Consider the following 20,444-nt stretch of genomic DNA (forward strand, 5'->3'; position numbering starts at 1 on the left):
ATGGAAACCCTGAACTTTCAATTCCCCGCCGCCGAGCCTGGCCGTGGCCGCACTTTGGTCGGCTGCGTCAGCTCCGGCGACCTGGAAGTGCTGATCGAGCCCGGCAACGCCGGTCGCCTGGAGATCCAGGTGGTCACTTCGGTCAATGGCAGCAGCGCACGCTGGCAGCAGCTGTTCCAGCGCCTGTTCGATGGCCGCACGCTGCCGGCGGTGAAGATCGACATCCACGACTTCGGCGCCACCCCTGGCGTGGTGCGCCTGCGCCTGGAGCAGGGTTTCGAGGAGATTGCCCATGACTGACACCGCCCGCCTGCTGCAAAGCCGCAGCTTCGTCGAACTCGGCGCCCGCCAGCGCGCCCGTGCCTTGCTCGATGCTGGCAGCTTCCGTGAACTGCTCGGCCCGTTCGACCGGTTGATGTCACCGTGGCTGCCACGCCAGGGCATCGTGCCCCAGGCCGACGACGGCGTGGTCATTGCCAAGGGCCTGCTCAATGGCCGCAATGCGGTAATCGCCGCCATCGAAGGCGCGTTTCAGGGCGGCAGCATGGGCGAGGTGGGCGGTGCCAAGATCGCCGGCGCTTTGGAGTTGGCCATCGAAGACAACCGCAACGGCATTCCCACCTGTGCCGTGCTGCTGCTGGAGACCGGTGGCGTGCGCTTGCAAGAGGCCAACCTTGGGCTGGCGGCGATTGCCGAGATCCAGGCAGCAATTGTCGAATTGCGCGCCCATCAACCGGTGATAGGCCTGGTCGCAGGCTCGGTCGGCTGCTTCGGTGGCATGTCCATCGCGGCCGGGCTGTGCAGCCACCTGTTGGTCACCCGCGAAGCACGTGTGGGCCTCAATGGCCCGCAAGTGATCGAGCAGGAGGCCGGTATGGCCGAGTACGACGCCAAGGACCGCCCGTTCATCTGGAGCCTGACAGGGGGCGAACAACGCCACGCCAGCGGTCTGGTGGACGCTTATGTGGCAGATGACGTCGACAGTATCCGCCAGCACTTGCTGCAACTGCTGGACACGCCATCGGCCAACCGTGCCGGCCGCCACGCCTGGTACCTGGAACGCCTGGCCAGCCTGGGCGCCGATTGCCCGCAACTGGACGCCGCTGCGGTGCGCGCCCTCTACCAAGGAGATGCCCCATGAACCGTGCCCTCAACTGGCTGCCGGGCCTGGCCGGTGGTGAAGCGCTGTCGGGTTATCCCGCTTCACTGCGGGTGATCGATGGCGAACTGGACAACCGCCTGGCGCGCTTCATTGCTGTGGTACCGGATGCGCACAACCCGTTCCCCCGGGCGCGAGAGGGCGAAGTGGGCCTGATGGAAGGCTGGGGCCTGGCCAAGGCCGTGAGCGATGCGGTCGAGCTGGACCGCGAGGGCGAGAAGCGCGCCATCGTTGCGATCATCGATGTGCCGAGCCAGGCCTATGGCCGCCGTGAAGAAGCCCTGGGTATCCACCAGGCGTTGGCCGCCGCCGTGCAGGCCTACGCCCAGGCGCGCCTGGCGGGGCACCCGGTGATTGGCCTGCTGGTCGGCAAGGCCATGTCCGGTGCCTTCCTGGCCCATGGCTATCAGGCGCAACGGCTGATAGCCCTGGATGACAGTGGGGTGATGGTGCATGCCATGGGCAAGGCGGCCGCAGCGCGGATCACCTTGCGCAGTGTCGAACAACTGGAGGCGTTGGCCGCGGAGGTGCCGCCGATGGCCTATGATCTTGCCAGCTACGCCTCTTTGGGCCTGCTCTGGCGGCGCCTGCAGGTCGAGAGGGCCGATGCACCGAGTGCTGCTGACATTGCCCAGGTACGTGCCTGCCTGGCCGAGGCTGTGCGTGATATCGGCCATTCGACTGACCTCAAGTCACGCCTGAACGGTGAACACCGCAGCGCCTCCCGCGACGTGCGCGCCCGCCTGCGCAGCCAGTGGCAGGAGGCCTGAGATGAACCTGCCGCAGCCACATGACCTGCTCTGGGGCATGCCCCCGGCCGACCTGCCTGCCGATGCGCCTGCCTGGGCTGTTCGGGCACTGGCAGCCGGGCAGCCGGTGGTGGTGCGGCGTGCCGCCTGTGCCAGCGGCTGGGTGGCAGTGGGCGTGCGCGGGCAGGGGCGTGAGCAGCGCCTGGGCGTGCAGATGCGCGTGCGCGATATCCAGCGGCAGTTGACCCCCGAGTCGTTGCGCGGGGCGGGGCAGAGCCCCTGGCCAGCTTTGCGGGCGCTGGTCTCGGTGGCACCGGTGCTCGATGCCTGCGGGCTGGTTTGGGGGCCGACGGGAGGCGTCGGTTACCAGTTGGCCACCGGCTGTAATGTCGTGCATGACGCTAGTGACCTCGACCTGCTGGTGCGCGCGCCACAGCTCATGGACCGGGCGAAGGCGCGCGAGTTGCTGGATATTCTCGATTGCGGCCCGTGCCGTATCGATGTGCAACTGGAAACGCCAGCCGGTGCCGTGGCCCTGCGCGAGTGGGCTGGCCTGGCGCGCCGGGTGTTGCTGAAGTCAGCCCACGGCGCACGCCTTGTCGCCGACCCCTGGAATGCGCTGGAGTGTGCAGCGTGAGCAGCCTGTTCGCCTTCCCTGGCCAGGGCGCGCAACAGGCTGGCATGCTGCAGCGCCTGCCCGAGGGCGCCACGCTGTTACTGGAAGAGGCCAGTGAGGCGCTGGGCGAACAGGTCGCGGCGCTCGACAGCCATCAGGCGTTGCAGTCGACTCGTGCCGTGCAGCTCTGCCTGCTGCTGGCCGGGGTGGCCTGGGCGCGTTGGCTGCTGCAGCGCAGCCCGGCACCAGACTATGTGGCCGGCCTGTCCATCGGTGCTTATCCCGCCGCCGTGACGGCCGGGGCACTGGAGTTCGTCGATGCGGTGCGCCTGGTGGCCTTGCGTGGCGAGCTGATGCAGCGGGCCTACCCCCAGGGCTACGGCATGACCGCCCTCAGCGGCGTCGACTTGAGTAGTGTCGAACGCTTGCTGGAGGAAGTGGGTGGCGAGGTGTACCTGGCCAACCTCAACAGCGACAACCAGATCGTCATCGCCGGCAGCGACACAGCCATGGCTGAGGTCGCTGCCAAGGCGCGTTGCCGCGGCCAGGGTGTGGCCCGGCGCCTGGCGGTGAGCGTGCCGTCCCACTGCGCATTGCTCGACGGCCCGGCCGCCGAGCTGGCAACGGCCTTTGCCGACGTAGAGCTAAGGCGCACGCGCATCACCTACCTGAGCAGCAGCAGTGCGCGGCCGATCTTCGATCCTCAGCGCCTGCGCGATGACTTGGCCGGCAACATGGCCCGGCTGGTCGACTGGCGTGCTACGTTGCGCAACGCCTATGAACGCGGCGTGCGACTGCACCTGGAGATGCCGCCGGGCAGCGTGCTCAGCGGCCTGGCCCGCCCGGTGTTCGAACAGGGCAGGGTGGTTGCCCTCGAAGCCACTCGCTGGGACACCGTCGACGCGCTGTTGCGCCAGGAGGTGAATCAACACTGACAAACGCCGTGTTTTTCGAAGGACAACAACAAGCAACTTCGACCCAACGCGAGGACAACAATAATGATTATCTACGGTGTGGCCTTCCTGGCCTTGTGTACCCTTGTGGGCCTGTTTATCGGCGAGCTGCTGGGCAAGCTTCTGGGCGTGCCCGCCAACGTCGGCGGAGTGGGCATTGCCATGCTGCTGCTGATCTTCATCGGCAGTTACCTCAACAAGCGCGGCCTGATCACGGCCAAGTCCGAACAGGGCGTGGAGTTCTGGAGCGCCATCTATATCCCCATCGTGGTGGCCATGGCCGCTCAGCAGAACGTATTTGGCGCGCTGTCCGGCGGGCCTATGGCGATTCTTGCAGGTACCGTTGCGGTGGTGGCCAGTTTCGCCATGGTGCCGCTGCTGGACCGCCTGGGCCAAAAAAAGCCTGAGCCGGTTGCAGACAAACCTCTGACAACGCCACAGCGGTGATCGCCATGTACGAATCCATGATGAAGGTAATCGGTGGTTATGGGCTGGTGAGTGGCTTTGCCGTCATTGGTGTGACCATGTGGCTCTCTTACTGGCTGTCCGCCAGGCTTACCCGAGGCCGCCTGCACGGCTCGGCCATCGCGATCTTCCTGGGCCTGGTCCTGAGCTATTTCGGCGGGGTGCTCACAGGCGGGCAGAAAGGGCTGGTGGATATTCCGCTGCTGTCCGGTATCGGCCTGTTGGGTGGCGCGATGTTGCGTGATTTCGCGATTGTCGCCACGGCTTTCGGTGTAAACATCGATGAACTCAAGCGTGCCGGAGTATCGGGAGTCGTTTCGTTGTTCTTTGGCATTGGGGTGTCGTTTGTCGCGGGCGTCGGTGTGGCCATGGCATTCGGTTACACCGATGCGGTCAGCCTGACCACGATCGGTGCCGGTGCCGTGACCTACATCGTTGGCCCGGTGACCGGTGCTGCCATCGGGGCCAGCTCCGAAGTGATGGCGCTGTCGATTGCCGCCGGGCTGGTCAAAGCAATCCTGGTGATGGTGGTCACACCTTTCGTAGCGCCGATGATCGGCCTGAACAACCCCCGCACTGCCGTGATCTTTGGTGGTCTGATGGGCACCTCCAGTGGTGTGGCCGGTGGGCTGGCGGCCACCGACCCGAAGCTGGTGCCTTATGGCTGCCTGACGGCGGCGTTCTACACGGCCTTGGGCTGCCTGCTTGGGCCTTCGCTGCTGTTCTTCATCATGCGGGCGGTTGCGGCATGAGGCCTGCGCCGCTCAGGCTCAAGCCAGGGCGGCGCTGTACATTCGGCATTCGGCCAACAAGGCCAATAAGTTCGGCTCCCGTTCCCGGGCCTTCAGAAAGACCACACCGATATGCTGCTGCAGCCGGTAGCGCGGTTGCAGTGCAATCAACTTCACGCGGTTCTCGTATACCGCCGCGATCCGCCCCGGTAGCAGCGCGAACCCAACCCCCGAACTGACCATGCTCAGCAAGGTGAAGATGTCGTTCACCTGCATCGCCACCTTTGGCTCGAACCCGGCCTGCTGGAATACCCGTGCGCCATCGCGGTGGGTGGCGAAGCCTTGGGTCAAGGTGATGAAGGTGGAGTCGGCCAGGTCCGCCAGGTCCACTTCCTGCTGTTCGGCGAACGGTGAATCGGTCGGCACGGCGAGGAAAATGTCGTCGGAGAACAGCGGCAGCTGTTCGCAGGCCGGGTCCGCGACGCTTTCGTCCAGAGATACCAGAATGGCTTCCAGCTCGTGGTTTTTCAGGCGTTGCAGCAGGTCAACGTTGGAGCCCAGGGTCAGGTCGATATTCAGTTCGCTGCGCCGCAGCTTCAGGCCCATCACCAGCTTCGGCACGGTCTTTACCGTCAGCGAATACAGCGCGCCGAGGCGGAAACGCTCGGCATAGAACCCGGCGGCCTCGCGGGTCTGGCGCACCATCTGCTCGGCGTCCTGGATCAGTTGGCGGGCTTTCTTCTCCAGCACGTAGGCGCTTTCCAGCGGGATCAGCTGGCGGCCTTCGTGCTTGAACAGCGGGCAGCGCAGGGCGCTTTCCAGGGAGTGGATGGCGCGGTGCACGCTCACTGCGCTGGTAGACAGATCGGCAGCGGCGCGGCCGAGGTTACCGCTGCGCATGAAGGCGAGGAAGGTCTCGAGCTTTTTCAGGGTCAGTTCTTCGTCGATCAGCATGCACAGGGGCCCGTAGGAAGGGAGCCGCTGATCATGCCACAGCTGCAAGCGTCATGGCGGCGTCAGGTTGCTCGGCAGCAAGCGCGCCCGGCGCAGTTGCGCAAGGTTGCGCGAGCCGGTGCAGAAGCAGGCGATACGCAACTGGCGCAGAAGAATCTCGAAATGTTCCACCACTGCCTGAGTAGAGATCATCGCCGCACTCAGTACATGGGCTGCCTGGCCAACCAGGTCGGCACCAATGCGAATGGCCTTGGCGGCATCGACGCCGTTGGCCACGCCGCCGGAGGCGATCAGGCCGATTTCCGGCACGGCGCGGCGTACCGCCAGCAGGCAGTGCGCGGTCGGGTTGCCCCAGTCGGCAAACGCTATGGCGACCTCGCGCTCGGCGGCGGTGCTGGCGCGCTCGGCTTCCACGGCTGCCCAACTGGTGCCGCCGGCACCGGCTACATCGACCATGGCTACACCTGCGTCGCAGAGCATGCGCGCCACGCGGGGTGAAATGCCCGCGCCGACTTCCTTGGCGATCACCGGCGTCGGCAGTTGGGAGGTCAGGGTTTCGATGCGTTTGAGTACGCCGCGCCAGTCACGGTCGCCTTCAGGCTGTACGGCTTCCTGCAGGGGGTTCAGGTGGATGATCAGGGCATTGGCTTGCAGGGCGTCGATTGCGCGGCGCGCCAGGTCCAGGCCGTCGGCTTCTCGCAGCTGGGCGGCGCCGAGGTTGGCCAGTAGCGGCACATCCGGTGCCAGGCGTCGGAGTTCGTCGGTCAGGCCCTGGTCCTGGTCGCTACGCAGGCTTACCCGTTGTGAGCCCACACCCATGGCGATGCCCAGTGCCTGGGCGGCTTCGGCGAGGTGCTGGTTGATGAAGCGTGCGCGTTCGGCACCACCGGTCATGGAGCTGATCAGCAGCGGGGCACGCAGGGCACAGCCGAACAGCTCGGTGCTCAGGTCAATGTCGTCCAGGGCCATCTCGGGTAATGCGCAGTGCTCGAAGCGCAGCGCCGACCAGCCGGGGTCCACGCCGTGCGCGGTGGTACTGGCGGTCAGCACGATATCCAGGTGATCGTCCTTGCGTTGGCTTAGCGGGATTTTCTTCATGCCGGCTCCGTTTCGATGGGGGCAGCAGGGATACAACATATAGATAAGTTGAAAATTGGCACAGCATCAGGCATTGGCGTGTGCCACCGGTTCCTTTCAATGGATGCTTGGTTTGTGATTGTGTGAGGGCTGGCAGGTGTTCGCCGGTAGTTTTGCAGCGCCTGTCAGATCGCGCGCCGCCCGTGCGGCGCATCGCGAGCTTTGCTCGCTCCTACGTTTGTTTCGGGACAGTAATGCCTGTGACAGGCGCGCGCGACCGCCTTGTTGGTACGACGCGATATCGCGTCATGCGCCAAGGCGTTCGCGCGCAAATCCCACAGGAATAACTGGCCCGAAACAAACGTAGGAGCGAGCAAAGCTCGCGATGCGCCGCGCGGGCGGCGCTCGATCTGTCAGCGCTGCAAGGTTTTCGGCGGACACCAGTTGACCCCCCGCCACCCCCCGCGTAGCCTTGCGACTTCGAGGTTCTTCGGCCCTGCCGAAGCTAAGACGGGAACGCGGTACAAGCCGCGGCTGCCCCCGCAACTGTGCGCACCGACAACGGATCGACACAGCCACTGCGCCGCGCGCGGGAAGGCGTCGTCCCGCCAGCTTCTTGCTGCGAAGAGCTGGAACGGTGCAAGCCAGGAGACCTGCCTCGAGACGAATTCGACTTTAAACCGGGCGGGGTGATCCGGTGGCGAACAAGCCCGGCCTGGCCCGCGGCTTTCGTCCCGTGTGCCCGCGCCAACCTGCCAAGGGCAACGCGACATGAAAACACTGGCCAAGCTCCCCGTCACCATCGTTACCGGCTTCCTCGGTTCGGGCAAGACCACCTTGCTCCGCCACATGCTCGACAACGCCCAGGGCCGCCGCATCGCGGTCATCGTCAACGAATTCGGCGAGCTTGGCATCGACGGCGAAATCCTCAAGCAATGCAGCATCGGCTGCACCGAGGAAGAAGCCAGCGGCCGCGTCTATGAACTGGCCAACGGCTGCCTGTGCTGCACTGTGCAGGAAGAGTTCTTCCCGGTGATGCGCGAGCTGGTCGCACGCCGCGGCGACCTCGATCACATCCTCATCGAAACCAGCGGCCTGGCATTGCCCAAGCCCCTGGTGCAAGCCTTCCAGTGGCCGGAAATCCGCAACGCCTGCACCGTCGACGCGGTGATCACCGTGGTCGACAGCCCGGCCGTGGCCGCGGGTACCTTTGCCGCCTACCCGGACCAGGTCGACGCACAACGCAAGCTCGACCCCAACCTGGACCACGAATCGCCGCTGCACGAACTGTTCGCCGACCAGCTGGCCAGCGCCGACCTGGTGGTGCTGAACAAGGCCGACCTGATCGACGCCGAAGGCCTGGCCAAGGTCCGTGCCGAAGTGGCCGAGGAGCTGCCACCGGCGGTCAAGGTGATCGAGGCCAGCAGCGGCCGGCTGCCGCTGGAAGTACTGCTGGGCGTGGGCGCGCAGGCCGAGGCGCACATCGATGGCCGTCGTACCCACCACGATTCCCACCATGACGGCGATGACCACGACGATCACGACCACGACGCCTTCGACTCGATCTCCATCGACCTGCCCGAAGCCGACGAAAGCCTGCTGCTCGATGCCCTGACCCAGCTGGTGGTGGAGTTCGGCATCCTGCGCGCCAAAGGTTTCGCGGCCATCCCCGGCAAGCCGATGCGCCTGCTGGTGCAGGGCGTGGGTACCCGTTTCGACAAGCACTTCGACCGCGCCTGGCGCGCCGACGAGCCACGCATCACCCGTCTGGTGCTGATTGGCCAGGACCTCGATGCCGTGCACTTGGAAGCGCGCCTGCGCCAGGCCTTGGGCGCCTGACCCATGCACCTGCTGCGGACCCAGCCCGGCGGCTTCGTGCCGGACGATAGCATCGCCGACCTCGGCCAGACACCCGCCGATCTGGTGATCCTCTGCAGCGGCGATTCGCACCTGGCATTGCTCGCCGAAACCGCCGAGCAACTGCCGGACGATTTCCCCAGCCTGCGCCTGGCCAACCCGATGCAGGTACAGAACCATGCCTCGGTCGATTTGTATGTCGATGAGGTCCTGCGCCATGCCAAGGTGATCCTGGTGTCGCTGCACGGCGGTGTCGGTTACTGGCGCTATGGCGTCGAACAATTGGTCGAGCTGGCGGCACGGGGCGTGCAGTTGATTCTGGTGCCCGGCGATGACCGCCCGGACCCGGAGCTGACCGGCCTCGGAACAGTCACCGGCGAGCCGGCCGAGCGCCTCTGGCACTACCTGCGCCAAGGCGGCAAGAGCAACGCCGTCAACCTGTTCAAGTGCCTGGCCAACCAGTGGCTGGGGCGCGATTACCGTTGGGACGAACCGCAGCCTTTGCCGCGGACTTCTGTGTATCACCCGCGCAAACCTGGTGCGCTGCCAGAGGACTGGTACCGCCAGTGGAACCCCGAACACCCGGTGGCGCCATTGCTGTTCTATCGTTCACACCTGCAGGCCGCCAACACCGCGTTCATCGACGTGTTCTGCGAGCGCTTGCAGGCCGCCGGCCTCAACCCGCTGCCCATCGCAGTGGCCAGCCTCAAGGAAAGCGCCTGCCTGGAACAGGTTGAGGCCTGGCTGGACGAAGTGGGCGCGCAGGTGTTGATCAACACCACAGGGTTTGCCCTGTCCAGCCCGGAACGCCCCAACCTGCGCCCGTTTCGCCGTGACATCCCGGTGTTGCAGGCCATCTGCGCGCAAGACAACCAACCCGGCTGGGAGGCTAGCGAGCAGGGCCTCGGTGCTCGTGACCTAGCCATGCACATTGCCTTGCCGGAGCTGGACGGGCGCATCATCACCCGCCCGGTGAGTTTCAAGGACATGGCCTGGCGCAGCGAGCGCAGCCAGTCCGACGTAGTCTGCTACCGCGCGCACCCCGAGCGCATGGACTTCGTCGCCGAGCTGGCACGGCGCTGGGTCGTACTGGCGCGCCTGCCCAATGGGCAAAAGCGCGTGGCCCTGGTGTTGGCCAACTACCCGACCCGCGATGGCCGCATTGGCAATGGCGTTGGCCTGGATACCCCGGCCGCTGCCCTGAACATCCTCAAGGCGCTGCAGGCCGAGGGCTATCCGCTCGCAGAGCTGCCAGGCAGCGGCACGCAACTGATTCATCAGTTGCTCGGCGGCGTCACCAACGACCTCGAACACCTCGATCAGCGCCCCTGCGCCCAGAGCCTGAGCCTTGCGGACTACCAGGCGGCGTTCGAACGCCTGCCCGAGGCCAACCGCCAAGCCGTGCTGGAACGGTGGGGGCCGCCAGAGCAGGATCCGATGTACCGCGCAGGCCGCCTGATGGTGGCTGGTTTGCGTTATGGCCTGACCTTCGTCGGCATTCAGCCGGCGCGCGGCTACCAGGTCGACCCCAGCGCGGTGTACCACGACCCGGATCTGGTGCCACCTCATGGTTACCTGGCGTTTCATTTCTGGCTGCGCCATGCCTTTGCCGCCGATGCAGTCATCCACGTCGGCAAGCACGGTAACCTGGAATGGCTGCCCGGCAAGGGTGTCGGCCTGTCCGCACAATGCTGGCCGGACGCGCTGCTCGGCCCGCTGCCGAACATCTACCCGTTCATCGTCAACGACCCGGGCGAAGGTGCCCAAGCCAAGCGCCGGACCCAGGCGGTGATCATCGATCACCTGATGCCGCCCTTGACCCGCGCCGAAACCTACGGCCCCTTGCGCCACTTGGAGCAGCTGGCAGACGAGTTCTACGAAGCCCAGCTGCTCGACCCGCGGCGCGCGCGTGAGCTGCAGCGCGACATTCTGGAGCTGGTCAAGGCCAACCATATCGACCGTGAGTTGCAGCTGGAAGGCCAGCTGGACGATGCCGCCGTGTGGTTGCCGCGCCTGGACACCTACCTGTGCGACCTGAAAGAGTCGCAGATTCGCGACGGCCTGCATGTATTCGGCCAGTCGCCGCAGGCCCGTCTGCGCATCGATACCTTGCTGGCGTTGCTGCGGGTGGAGCGTGGCGATGGACGCGGTGGCAATGCCAGCTTGTTGCGGGGGCTGGCCAAGGCATTGGCGCTGGGCTTCGACCCCCTCGATTGCGACCTCGGCGAGGCCTGGTCAGGGCCACGTCCGGCGCTGCTGCAGGACGTCAGCGACGGCGCGTGGCGCACTTGTGGCGATACCCGCGAGCGCCTTGAGCTGCTCGCGTTGCGCACCATCGAGCAGGCACTGGAGGGGCAGGCGCAACTGCCCGAGCAGCCCGACTGGCAACCGGTGCACGAGGTGATAAAAGCCCTGCGCGAGCAGGTCGCACCGGACCTGGATGCCTGCGGCGCGGCAGAAATCAATGGGTTGCTTGCCGCGCTGGCCGGGCGTTTCGTACCGGCAGGCCCCAGCGGCGCACCCAGCCGCGGCCGCCTGGACGTATTGCCCACCGGTCGCAACTTCTACACCGTGGATGTGCGCAACCTGCCGACCACCACGGCCTGGCGTCTGGGGTTCGCCTCGGCCAACCTGATCCTCGAACGGCACCTGCAGGACCATGGTGACCACCTGCGCCAGCTGGGCCTGTCGGTGTGGGGCACGGCAACCATGCGCACCGGTGGCGACGACATCGCCCAGGCCATGGCGCTGATGGGCGTGCGCCCGGTGTGGGCCACCGGCAGCCAGCGGGTCGACGACTTCGAGATCCTCCCCCTGAGCCTGCTCGACCGCCCACGGGTGGACGTCATGCTGCGGGTTTCGGGCTTCTTCCGCGATGCCTTCGGCAACCTGATCCGCCTGTTCGATGCGGCGGTGCAGGCCGTGGCAGCGCTGGACGAGCCGGACGACCTCAACCCCCTGGCCGCGCGGGTGCGCAACGAGCGCGCCAGCCTGCAGGCGCAGGGCGTGAACGCCGAACAGGCGGCGCGCCAGGCGGGTTGGCGGGTATTTGGGGCCAAACCGGGCGCCTACGGTGCCGGCGTGCAGAACGCCATCGATGGCCGCTTGTGGCACAGCCGTGACGACCTCGCCGAGGTTTACCTCAACCATGGCGGCTACGCCTACGGTGCCAGCGATGAAGGCACCCCGGCGCGCGCCCAGTTCGCCCAGCGCCTGGGCCAGGTGCAGGCGGTGCTGCAGAACCAGGACAACCACGAGCACGACCTGCTCGATTCCAACGATTACTATCAGTTCCAGGGTGGCATGCTGGCGGCGTCGGAGACCTTGTCTGGCGGGGCAGTGGCCAGTTACCACGGCGACCACAGCCAGGTCGACCGGCCGCGGATCCGTACCTTGAAGGAAGAGCTCAACCGCGTGATCCGTGCCCGTGCCCTGAACCCGAAATGGATCGACGGGGCGAAACGCCATGGCTACAAGGGAGCGTTCGAGCTGGCCGCGACCGTCGACAACCTGTTCGCCTTCGACGCCACCACGCACCTGATCGACGACCATCACTACCAGTCGCTGGCCGATGCCTATGTGCTCGACCCGGCGACTCGCGACTTCATGCGCGAGCACAACCCCGAGGCCCTGCGCGACCTCACCGAACGCTTGTTGGAAGCCCAGCAGCGCGGGCTCTGGGAAGCCCCAGGTGAGTACCGCGAGGCGCTTGAGGCGCAGTTGCTCGACGGCGAGGAACAGGCTTGAAATGAGTGAACCCGTACAATTCCCACTGGCAGCCGTGGTCGGTGCCGAGGACCTCAAACTGGCCCTGTGCCTGACCGCAATCGACCCTAAGATCGGTGGCGTGCTTATCGAAGGCCCGCGCGGTATGGCCAAGAGCACCCTGGCTCGTGGCCTGGCCGACCTGCTGGGCGAGGGCCCGTTCGTCACCTTGCCGCTGGGAGCAAGTGAGGAGCGCCTGATCGGCACGCTGGACCTGGATGCCGCGCTCGGCCAAGGCAAGGCGCAGTTTTCCCCTGGCGTGCTTGCCCACGCCGATGGCGGCGTGCTGTATGTCGATGAAGTCAATCTGCTGCCCGATACCTTGGTCGACCTGTTGCTGGATGTGGCCGCCAGTGGCACCAACCGCATCGAGCGTGACGGCATTTCCCATCGGCACAGTGCCCGTTTCGTCCTGATCGGCACCATGAACCCCGAGGAAGGCGAGCTGCGCCCGCAACTGCTCGACCGCTTCGGCCTGAATGTGGCGCTCGATGGCCTGCCAGCCCCGGAGGCGCGCCAGCAGATCATCCGCCGGCGGCTGGCCTTCGACAGCGATCCGCAGGCGTTCTGCGAGCAGTGGGCCGGTGCCCAGGCGCAACTGCGCGCGCGCTGCCAGGCGGCGCGCCAGGGGCTGGCGGCAATTGCCCTGGACGATCAGGCCCTGGCCTGGATCACCGAGCGCTGTTTCGCCGCCGGCGTCGATGGCCTGCGTGCCGACCTGGTCTGGCTGCGCGCGGCCCGGGCCCATTGTGCCTGGCGCGGTGGCCAGGCGATCGAGGAGGGGGATGTCGATGCCGTGGCTGAATTCGCCTTGCGCCATCGCCGGCGTACGGCGCCCGATGCGCCAGCCACCGCGCCACCCGGTGCAGCGGATGGCCGCGACCGGCAGGGCGAGGGCGGGCAGGGCGATTGGGGCGCCCTGCCTGCGCAGCCTGTCAGCAGCGGTGCGCGGCGAGAGGTGCCGAACTGGGCAAAAAAGCCCTGAGCATCCGCCAACCAGGTTTGAGGATGGCGGATGCCATGCCCCGTGCCGGAAAACTGGCGGGTGCCAGCCGTGGCCGCGCCTGCGCGGCATCCTCAGGCCGGGTGGCTTGGCTGCCGACCTTGCTGAAGGGGCGCCCGAAGCTGCGCCAGGATCTTTGCTGGCAGCAGCGCCAGGCCCAGGCCAATGAACTGTGGCTGGTGGTCGTGGACGCCTCGGCTTCTACGCGGCGTCATCAGGCCCTGGCGCAGTGCAAGGGCCTGCTGGCCGAATTGTTCGACCAGGCCTATCGGCAACGTGCCCGTCTTGCCCTGCTGACGGCCAGCGGCGGTGCACCACAATGGCAGCGCCATGGCCTCAAGGCGTCGGCAAGCCTGCAGCCTTGGTTGCAGGCCCTGGGGGCTGGCGGCGGCACGCCTTTGATCGCAGCACTGGAGCAGGCCCGGCGCTGGCTGCAGGCCCGGCAGAAAGCGCATCCCCACGAGTTGCAGCGCTGCCTGGTATTCACCGATGGTCGCCTGCAGCGCTGGCAGGCCGTGCAGCCGATGCCTTGCGCCACCGTAGTGGTGGACATGGAATTGGCGCCAGTTCGCCTGGGCCGGGCACAACAATTGGCCACGGAACTACAGGCCGATTATCAGCATCTTGAGCAGTTCAAGGTAATGGAGTGAGTTAGGCGAACGGGATAGGTGCGACACTATGCCGCAATAAGAAAGTTGCCTGGCAGGCCAATGAATAGTTGTTCAAGTGCGTGCTGGGCACGCACTTGCAGGGACGCAGCGATATTACTTCGGCATCGACCAAGGCTGCAGGTCATAACCTTTCTGGGACAGTTCGGCACGTACTTCCTCAATCAGGCTGGCCCATTGTGCAGGGTCCGAATAGATACGCGACGATACTTGTTTGCTGCCGATACGGGTGCTGGTCCGGTCAATCACCGCCAGGCTCAGCTCGCCGGTGCCGTTGGGCGCATCCCAGGCAACGCACTGGAAGGGTTCGAAGGCGTGGTCGGCAATCAGCAGTGCCTCGTTGACACGCAGCGGTGCATTCATGGTTCGGTCTCTCTATGGTCCCAAACATCGAAATTAGGTCCGCGTAACTGCTACGTCGCTTCAGGTGTTATCGCGATCCGCAGCGCGGGGTTACTCGTACTGATGCTCCAAGTTAGGGGTGGAGTCACACAGCGCGTGTAAATTTTTTGCGAGTTACAAATTTTTTTGTTTCCCAGCGCCGCTGTGACGCCAATAAATATGAAAAATTCCCCAACGGTTCTGGCCGTGCAGAATCCTGCAGACAGACGGTCGTGGGCGGCGTCAAGTTCGTTGCTACTGTTAATTCGGCGCCGCAACTTACTGTTTTCATGTAAAAAACCAACAATTGGCGCCAAGGAACGGTCATGCACGAGACTGCCGCCCTGCGTCGCTTGCTCATCGTCGACCCCTGCGACGATTGTCACCGTCTGTTACCAAGCCTGGAGAGTGCCGGCTGGGACGTTCACAGCTGTAGCCTCGACCTGGCGTTGGAGCATCGTTGCGATATTGGCCTGCTGCGCCTGCAGGCGTCGCACCTGCGCCATCCTGACGCGGTCAAGGACATGATCAAGCGCAGCAACACCGAGTGGATTGCCGTGCTCAACGCCGAGCAGTTGCGCATGCAGAACGTCGGTGATTTTGTCTGCGAGTGGTTCTTCGACTTCCACACCTTGCCGTTCGACTTTTCCCGCGTACTGGTGACACTGGGCCGGGCGTTCGGCATGGCCCGCTTACGCGGCAAGGGCACTGTGAGGGTGGATGGGCTGGAACACGAGCTGCTCGGAGACAGCCGGCCGATCCTGGAATTGCGCAAATTGCTCGGCAAGCTGGCGCCTACCGAGTCACCTGTGCTGATCCGCGGCGAGAGCGGTACCGGCAAGGAACTGGTAGCGCGCACATTGCACCGGCAATCACAGCGCAGCGAAATGCCGTTCATCGCCATCAACTGCGGTGCGATACCCGAGAACCTGATCCAGTCCGAGTTGTTCGGGCATGAGAAAGGGGCCTTTACCGGCGCCCATCAGCGCAAGGTGGGGCGGATCGAGGCAGCGCATGGCGGCACCTTGTTCCTCGACGAAATTGGCGACCTGCCGCTGGAGTTGCAGGCCAACTTGCTGCGTTTCCTGCAGGAAAAGCACATCGAGCGGGTAGGTGGCAGCCAGCCGATACCGGTCGATGTGCGGGTATTGGCGGCAACCCATGTGGACCTGGAAAAAGCCATCGAACACGGGCGCTTTCGTGAAGATCTCTACTACCGGCTCAATGTGCTGCAAGTGGTGACCGCGCCGCTGCGTGACCGGCATGGCGACCTGTCGATGCTGGCCAATCACTTTTCCCACTTCTACAGCCTGGAAACAGGCCGCAGGCCCCGCTCATTCAGCGATCATGCGCTGGCTGCGATGGGGCGCCACAACTGGCCGGGCAATGTACGTGAACTGGCCAACCGGGTAAGGCGCGGGCTGGTGCTGGCCGAAGGGCGTCAGATCGAGGCCCAGGACCTTGGCCTGCAGGGGCTGGAGCAGGAAGAGCAGCCTCTGGGCACTCTGGAAGACTACAAGCATCGGGCTGAGCGTCAGGCGCTGTGCGATGTGCTGGGCCGGCACAGCAACAACATGAGCATTGCCGCGAAGGTGCTTGGAGTATCACGGCCGACGTTCTACCGGCTACTGCACAAGCACCAGATCCGCTGATCAGCTGGATTGGGCGATATGCCCGTCAGACAAGTCTTCCAGCGGCTCTTCTTCGCCCGGTAGCGCGGTGATCACGCTGAAGTCACTGACCTCGACCTCGCCGCCGCCATAACCGAGCAAGTGAAAGGAAAACGCCTTGCGCATGGTCGGGTTATCGAAGCCGAATTCCATTTCCAGCGGTTTGTCGGCCGTCACCCGGATCTCCTCAGGCAACCCCAGCGGTACATCCTGCTCCAGCTCCTTGGCCTTGAGCTGGATATAGGCCGCGTGCTGCGGGTCCAGCGCACGGACCTTGACTCGCACCCGGGTGTGCGAACCCTCGGGCATTTCCAGGTACTGTGCGCCGATCAGGTTGTCTGCCCAGTCGTCGCGAATGCGTGCCTGCAACTGGATGGCGGACGGGCCGCCGAACTGGTAGCGCAGGTTAAGCGGCGTTTGCAGCAGGGACTGGTCGAGCACCCCGGCCAGCGCACCGATCTGTGGGCCGAGGGTAGCGTCGCCGGGGCCGAGATAGCGGGCCTTGTCGGCGATGAAACCCGGGCTGTCGTAGCGGCGGCAGCGCTGTTGGAAGTCGCACTCGGTGAAGACGCCCTTGCCATCGTGGTAGCGCAGCATGCCGTTGGTGTAGGAAATCATCTCCCGGCCGCTGTCGTAATCACGGTACAGCGAGCGCCCGCCAAGGGCGACCGGGATCGGCAGGGCAAAGTAGTCGAGCAGGGAGGTGGCCAAGTCGATGTGGCCGTAGGTCCCGTTCTTGATGCGCGGCAGTTCTGCCTGTTCGGGTGCCAGGGTCAGGTTGAAGCCCCAGGATGAGGCCAGGCGCACGCCATCGATACCGTGGGATTCGTCCGAGGTAATCACCACCAGGGTGTCCTTGAGCACACCCTGGCGGTCGAGGTTGTCGAGGAAGGCGCCGATCGCATCGTCGAGGTAGGCAACCGCTGCTTGTTTGGCAGTGTCGTAGCGCTGCAGGTATTGCTCGGGGGCGGAGTAGGGCTGGTGGGTGCCCACCGTCAGCAAGGTGAGCATCCATGGGCGGTCTTGCTGGCGCAACTGGCCGACATAATCCAGGGCGCCTTCGAAGAAGGCCCGATCATCCTTGCCCCACGGGAACTCCAGGTAATTCTTGTTGCTGAACCACTCCAGGCCGTGCACCGAGTCGAAGCCGATATGCGGCATGATCCGGTCCTTGGCCATGAAGCGCAGGCCGGCGCCTTGCAGGTAGTGCGTGGTGAAGCCGGCCTGGCGCAGCTGTGCCGGCAGGCAGGCCTGGTTGCGCTGTTGCTGGGTGAGCAGTTCGACACCCTTCGGCGTACCGTTGGCCAGCTTGTCGTAGTCGCCGCACAGCATCGCATACAGGCCGCGGATGGTCTGGTGCGTGTGCAATACGTAGTCCGGGGTGTTCATGCCGCGTTCTGCCCAGTGGCTGAGCTTGGGCATCAGGTCTTCGTCGAAACGGCTGTGCAGGGCCTGGCGGTTGGGGCGCACATAGGCGCCGGGGATGCCTTCGAGGGTGATCACCAGCAGGTTGCGGGCACGACCTGGAGCGGCCAGCAGCTTCTGCCCGCTCAGGTCATGCTGGGTCAGGCCGGCACTGGGTAGCGGCGAGACCGTGGGCGTTTGGCCGGCCCAGTGCTGGACCTGACGCTGCAGGTCGCCAGTGGCGGCAGTCAGCAGCTGGTGGGGAAGATTATACTGGCGCCACTGGTCAGCGTCGCTTGGCGCCAGGTGCTGGCTGCCCCAGTGGGCCGCTAACAGCAATGCCGGGATGGCCCAGGCCTTGCGCGCGAACCGTTCGCCAGGTTGGCGGCGGCTGCGCCAGGCGCTTCCCAGCCAGACCAGCAGGCCGCCCGCCAGCAATACGGGCAGCCAGGCATGGGCCAGGCCGCCGCCGGTGGAGTTTTCCATGAACTGCGGGTCGAACAGATAGGCCAGGTCGGCACTGATCGGCAGCCTGCCAACAGCGCTGACCAGTTCGGCGCAAGCCACCCAAAGCGCGGCCCAGGCCAGCAGAACCGGAAGCGCCAGCCACCACGCGCGGCGATGCAACAGCAACACCAGCAGGCTGCCCAGCGCCAGGTCCGACAGATAGCCATACGGGCTGGACCAGCCCAGCACGGCGCGCACGACCAGAGGAATCACCAGCACCAGTGTTGCCAAGGCGAGCAGCTGGGTACGTGGTGGGCCTTGCAGGTTCTTCACGAAAACTTTCCTTTTGCCATGAAATCGTCACACATTTGTGCGGGATGATAACAGGCCGATACCCGGAAAGCCGTTGGCTACAAGGTTGGTAACCAATTGGGGCGCGCTGCGCCCCGGATGTCAGAAGTAATACGGGAACTTCAGGCTGAAGGAAAAGTCCGGTGCATCGTCTGTCAGGCCAATCGACAAGTTCGGCACGATCGTCAGGTTGTTGGAGGCAGCAAAGGTCAGGCCGACGTTGAAGTTCGCCGCGTTGTAATCGCTGTTGGTGATCGATTGCCAATCGCTGCCGTCGGGCTTGATCTTGCTCTTGCGGGCGAATTGGTCGGTGACCGAGAACGACATACTCATCTTCTCGTTGAGTGCAAAGGCAATACCACCACCGATCTGCCAGGAATCACCGAGTTTCACGTCACCCGGCACTTTGGTATTCACCTGCGGGCTTATGTCGCTGAACGAGTCCTGCATGTTGTAGGTGTACGACAGGCTCCCGAACAGCACGGCGGGGTCGAAGGTCTTGACCAGCGAGATACCGGGCGTGATGGCCCACACACCGTTGCCGGTCGGCAGGTCCTCAGGTACCGACAGGTTGTCGTTGCCCGCCACCTGCTGCAGCTTGATGCCGTACGGGTCCTTGCCGGTTGGTGCCTTCACGCGCAAGGTGGCAACGGCATCCGGCCAGGTCTCGTTCTCATCGAGGAACTTGTAGGCGATACCGAAGTTGACGTCGCCGATGGTCGGGTCGCGAGTGACCGAAGCGTCGGACGTGACCCCCGCAGCCCCGCCGGCACCACCGGACGAGTAGGTGGAATCGCGGTAGACGATGGGCACGTTGATGTCGAACTGCCAACGCTGGTCAACGTTGTAGCGCGCCGTCAGGTCCAGGGTCCAGTTGTCCGCCTTGATGCGGTCGATGTTGATGTTGCCGAGGAAGATCGAGTCCAGCGCCAGGAACCCGTTGAGCACCAGGGCACGGGTGTCGTAATGGGTGTAGGTCAGCCCGGTTTCGACGCTGAACTTGCCGCCACCGAAGAAGCCGCTGGCCTCGTCATACAGGTTGGACACGCTCTGAGCCGGCTCCGAGTTGTCCTGCAGTGACTGCCCATAGGAGGCGCCGCTGCTGCCCGGCGTGCCGGTGGCCACGGTCTGGCCGCCTTTCACCCCCTGTGCGGGGGACTTGGTCAGGCGCTTCGGTTGTGGCTGTGCGGGGGCCTCCTCGACCTGCTTGAGCCGCTGTTCGAGCACCATCAATGCGTTCTGTTGTGCCTCGTAGCGCTGTTTCAGCGCAATCAGTTCCTGTTTGAGTGCTTCGACCTGAGGGTCGGTTGCCGCTTGCAGCAGAGTGGCCGGGGCCAATGTTGAAATACAAACGATAGCTCTGAACGTCGACAAACGGTGCATGGATTAGCCGTCCCTTCTGACTGCATACGATGAGACATGAGCGTAGTTCAGTATCCGAGATTGCGAAGGCCTTTGAGCTGCTCAAGATTGGCGCTCACGGAACCCGCCATTGGCGGACTGTCGCGCAGCACGACATTGAGTGATGTCAGGTTGCTGACACGGTTGCTGGCGCCCAGCAGGGTGGTGTTCTGCATCAGCCCACCCTGGCCCAGGCTTTGCGTTGAATTACCCTGGTTGCCGTTGGCGACGATGTTCATCTGCACGCCACTGCTGGTGGACGACACGCTCAACGAGCCTGCGCCATTGCTCCCGCTCAGGGTGGAGCCAGCAGCCAGGGCCTGGCCCTGTGGCTGAGCGGCTGGCGCTTCATTGCCCTTGGTGACGTTGATGTCGACATTGTTGTTGGCCGCGTTGAAGTCACCTGCGGCACGGACCACCTGGGTCACGCCCTGGGTCGTGTTGAGGCCGCTGCCGCCGCTGACCGTGCCGGTACCGGTGCTGCTGCTCTGCGAGTTACCAGTGCCTTTTTCGTCGATCATCGAGACGTAGAACTGCGGCTTGATGGTCGATTGCTGAATCTGCATCGCCGAAGTCGCGCCAATCACTTCACCGTTGGCGTTCTGCCAGGTGCTGGTCATGACCACGCCAAAGCTCACGATCCGCCCAGGCATCACGTAACGCCCGCGCAGGTTGGCCAGTTCCTGGTCCTTCAGTTCGATCGGTTTGAACGTTTCTGCCTGGGTTGGCAGGCTGGCGGCCAGGCAGATCACTGCCAGCCACAGGGAAGTCTTCATGGAATGCTCCCAGAGCG

At 64.8% G+C, this 20,444-nt stretch carries 18 protein-coding genes and 1 riboswitch; of the genes, 12 read left to right on the forward strand and 6 right to left on the reverse strand.

From position 1 onward, the window contains the following. From ACOKS3_RS13680 to madM, 7 genes are all read left to right on the forward strand, one after another. Window positions 1-300, forward strand: a complete 300-nt coding sequence (locus ACOKS3_RS13680) for a malonate decarboxylase subunit delta (protein ID WP_103447211.1) — start codon at window positions 1-3, stop codon at window positions 298-300. After that, window positions 293-1,141, forward strand: a complete 849-nt coding sequence (locus tag ACOKS3_RS13685; RefSeq protein WP_422763199.1) for a biotin-independent malonate decarboxylase subunit beta — start codon at window positions 293-295, stop codon at window positions 1,139-1,141. The genes ACOKS3_RS13680 and ACOKS3_RS13685 overlap by 8 nt, the downstream gene beginning before the upstream one ends. Next, window positions 1,138-1,929, forward strand: coding sequence for a biotin-independent malonate decarboxylase subunit gamma (gene mdcE, locus ACOKS3_RS13690; RefSeq protein WP_103447213.1), 792 nt, complete (start codon window positions 1,138-1,140; stop codon window positions 1,927-1,929). Before ACOKS3_RS13685 ends, mdcE begins: the two co-directional genes overlap by 4 nt. Before the next feature lies 1 nt (window position 1,930). Further along, window positions 1,931-2,545, forward strand: a complete 615-nt coding sequence (locus tag ACOKS3_RS13695; protein WP_103447214.1) for a malonate decarboxylase holo-ACP synthase — start codon at window positions 1,931-1,933, stop codon at window positions 2,543-2,545. Further along, window positions 2,542-3,459: a malonate decarboxylase subunit epsilon gene (mdcH, locus tag ACOKS3_RS13700; RefSeq protein WP_422763200.1), complete on the forward strand. Its 918-nt coding sequence runs from the start codon at window positions 2,542-2,544 to the stop codon at window positions 3,457-3,459. Before ACOKS3_RS13695 ends, mdcH begins: the two co-directional genes overlap by 4 nt. Before the next feature lie 63 nt (window positions 3,460-3,522). Next, a complete protein-coding gene (gene madL / locus ACOKS3_RS13705; protein ID WP_103447216.1) occupies window positions 3,523-3,924 on the forward strand; it encodes a malonate transporter subunit MadL in 402 nt (133 codons plus the stop codon). A gap of 5 nt (window positions 3,925-3,929) precedes the next feature. Then, window positions 3,930-4,694: a malonate transporter subunit MadM gene (gene madM, locus ACOKS3_RS13710; RefSeq protein ID WP_103448248.1), complete on the forward strand. Its 765-nt coding sequence runs from the start codon at window positions 3,930-3,932 to the stop codon at window positions 4,692-4,694. 18 nt (window positions 4,695-4,712) lie between these two features. On the opposite strand, the gene ACOKS3_RS13715 is transcribed toward madM, so the two are convergent. Together ACOKS3_RS13715 and fni are read right to left on the reverse strand one after the other, a co-directional pair. After that, complete coding sequence (locus ACOKS3_RS13715) at window positions 4,713-5,627, reverse strand: LysR family transcriptional regulator (protein WP_103447217.1); 915 nt, start codon at window positions 5,625-5,627, stop codon at window positions 4,713-4,715. Window positions 5,628-5,678: 51 nt separating this feature from the next. Further along, window positions 5,679-6,725: a type 2 isopentenyl-diphosphate Delta-isomerase gene (gene fni / locus ACOKS3_RS13720; protein WP_422763201.1), complete on the reverse strand. Its 1,047-nt coding sequence runs from the start codon at window positions 6,723-6,725 to the stop codon at window positions 5,679-5,681. Between the two features lie 445 nt (window positions 6,726-7,170). Beyond that, a riboswitch (cobalamin riboswitch) is annotated at window positions 7,171-7,379 on the forward strand. 96 nt (window positions 7,380-7,475) lie between these two features. On the opposite strand from fni, the gene cobW reads away from it, so the two are divergent. Genes cobW through ACOKS3_RS13740 form a run of 4 tightly spaced genes read left to right on the forward strand, consistent with a single transcriptional unit; the run spans window position 7,476 to window position 13,979 of the window. Further along, the gene (cobW, locus tag ACOKS3_RS13725) at window positions 7,476-8,543 is read left to right on the forward strand and encodes a cobalamin biosynthesis protein CobW (protein WP_103447219.1); all 1,068 of its coding nucleotides are present in this window, start codon (window positions 7,476-7,478) and stop codon (window positions 8,541-8,543) included. 3 nt (window positions 8,544-8,546) lie between these two features. Further along, complete coding sequence (cobN, locus tag ACOKS3_RS13730; RefSeq protein WP_422763202.1) at window positions 8,547-12,308, forward strand: cobaltochelatase subunit CobN; 3,762 nt, start codon at window positions 8,547-8,549, stop codon at window positions 12,306-12,308. Window position 12,309: 1 nt separating this feature from the next. Next, window positions 12,310-13,311 (forward strand): ATP-binding protein, encoded by a 1,002-nt coding sequence (locus tag ACOKS3_RS13735; RefSeq protein WP_103447221.1) that lies wholly within the window; start codon window positions 12,310-12,312, stop codon window positions 13,309-13,311. Window positions 13,312-13,346: 35 nt separating this feature from the next. Further along, a complete protein-coding gene (locus ACOKS3_RS13740) occupies window positions 13,347-13,979 on the forward strand; it encodes a vWA domain-containing protein (protein ID WP_103448249.1) in 633 nt (210 codons plus the stop codon). Between the two features lie 114 nt (window positions 13,980-14,093). Here the strand turns inward: ACOKS3_RS13740 and ACOKS3_RS13745 are convergent, their stop codons facing one another. Then, on the reverse strand, window positions 14,094-14,360 hold the full coding sequence (locus ACOKS3_RS13745; RefSeq protein WP_054886513.1) for a hypothetical protein: 267 nt from the start codon (window positions 14,358-14,360) through the stop codon (window positions 14,094-14,096). Between the two features lie 344 nt (window positions 14,361-14,704). Here ACOKS3_RS13745 and ACOKS3_RS13750 point away from each other — a divergent pair, with 344 nt between their 5' ends. Next, window positions 14,705-16,030: a sigma-54 dependent transcriptional regulator gene (locus ACOKS3_RS13750; protein WP_103447222.1), complete on the forward strand. Its 1,326-nt coding sequence runs from the start codon at window positions 14,705-14,707 to the stop codon at window positions 16,028-16,030. Here the strand turns inward: ACOKS3_RS13750 and ACOKS3_RS13755 are convergent, their stop codons facing one another. From ACOKS3_RS13755 to ACOKS3_RS13765, 3 genes are all read right to left on the reverse strand, one after another. After that, entirely contained in the window at window positions 16,031-18,232 is a 2,202-nt protein-coding gene (locus ACOKS3_RS13755; RefSeq protein WP_103447223.1) for an LTA synthase family protein, read from the reverse strand. Window positions 18,233-18,352: 120 nt separating this feature from the next. Then, the gene (locus tag ACOKS3_RS13760; protein WP_099813680.1) at window positions 18,353-19,633 is read right to left on the reverse strand and encodes a coiled-coil domain-containing protein; all 1,281 of its coding nucleotides are present in this window, start codon (window positions 19,631-19,633) and stop codon (window positions 18,353-18,355) included. Window positions 19,634-19,680: 47 nt separating this feature from the next. Beyond that, window positions 19,681-20,427 carry a hypothetical protein gene (locus ACOKS3_RS13765; protein WP_103448250.1) on the reverse strand — a complete coding sequence of 249 codons (747 nt, stop codon included), beginning with the start codon at window positions 20,425-20,427 and terminating at the stop codon, window positions 19,681-19,683. Between the last annotated feature and the right edge of the window lie 17 nt (window positions 20,428-20,444).

The sequence above is a fragment of the Pseudomonas sp. HS6-2 genome, from assembly GCF_049325675.2.
Classification (GTDB): domain Bacteria; phylum Pseudomonadota; class Gammaproteobacteria; order Pseudomonadales; family Pseudomonadaceae; genus Aquipseudomonas; species Aquipseudomonas putida_N.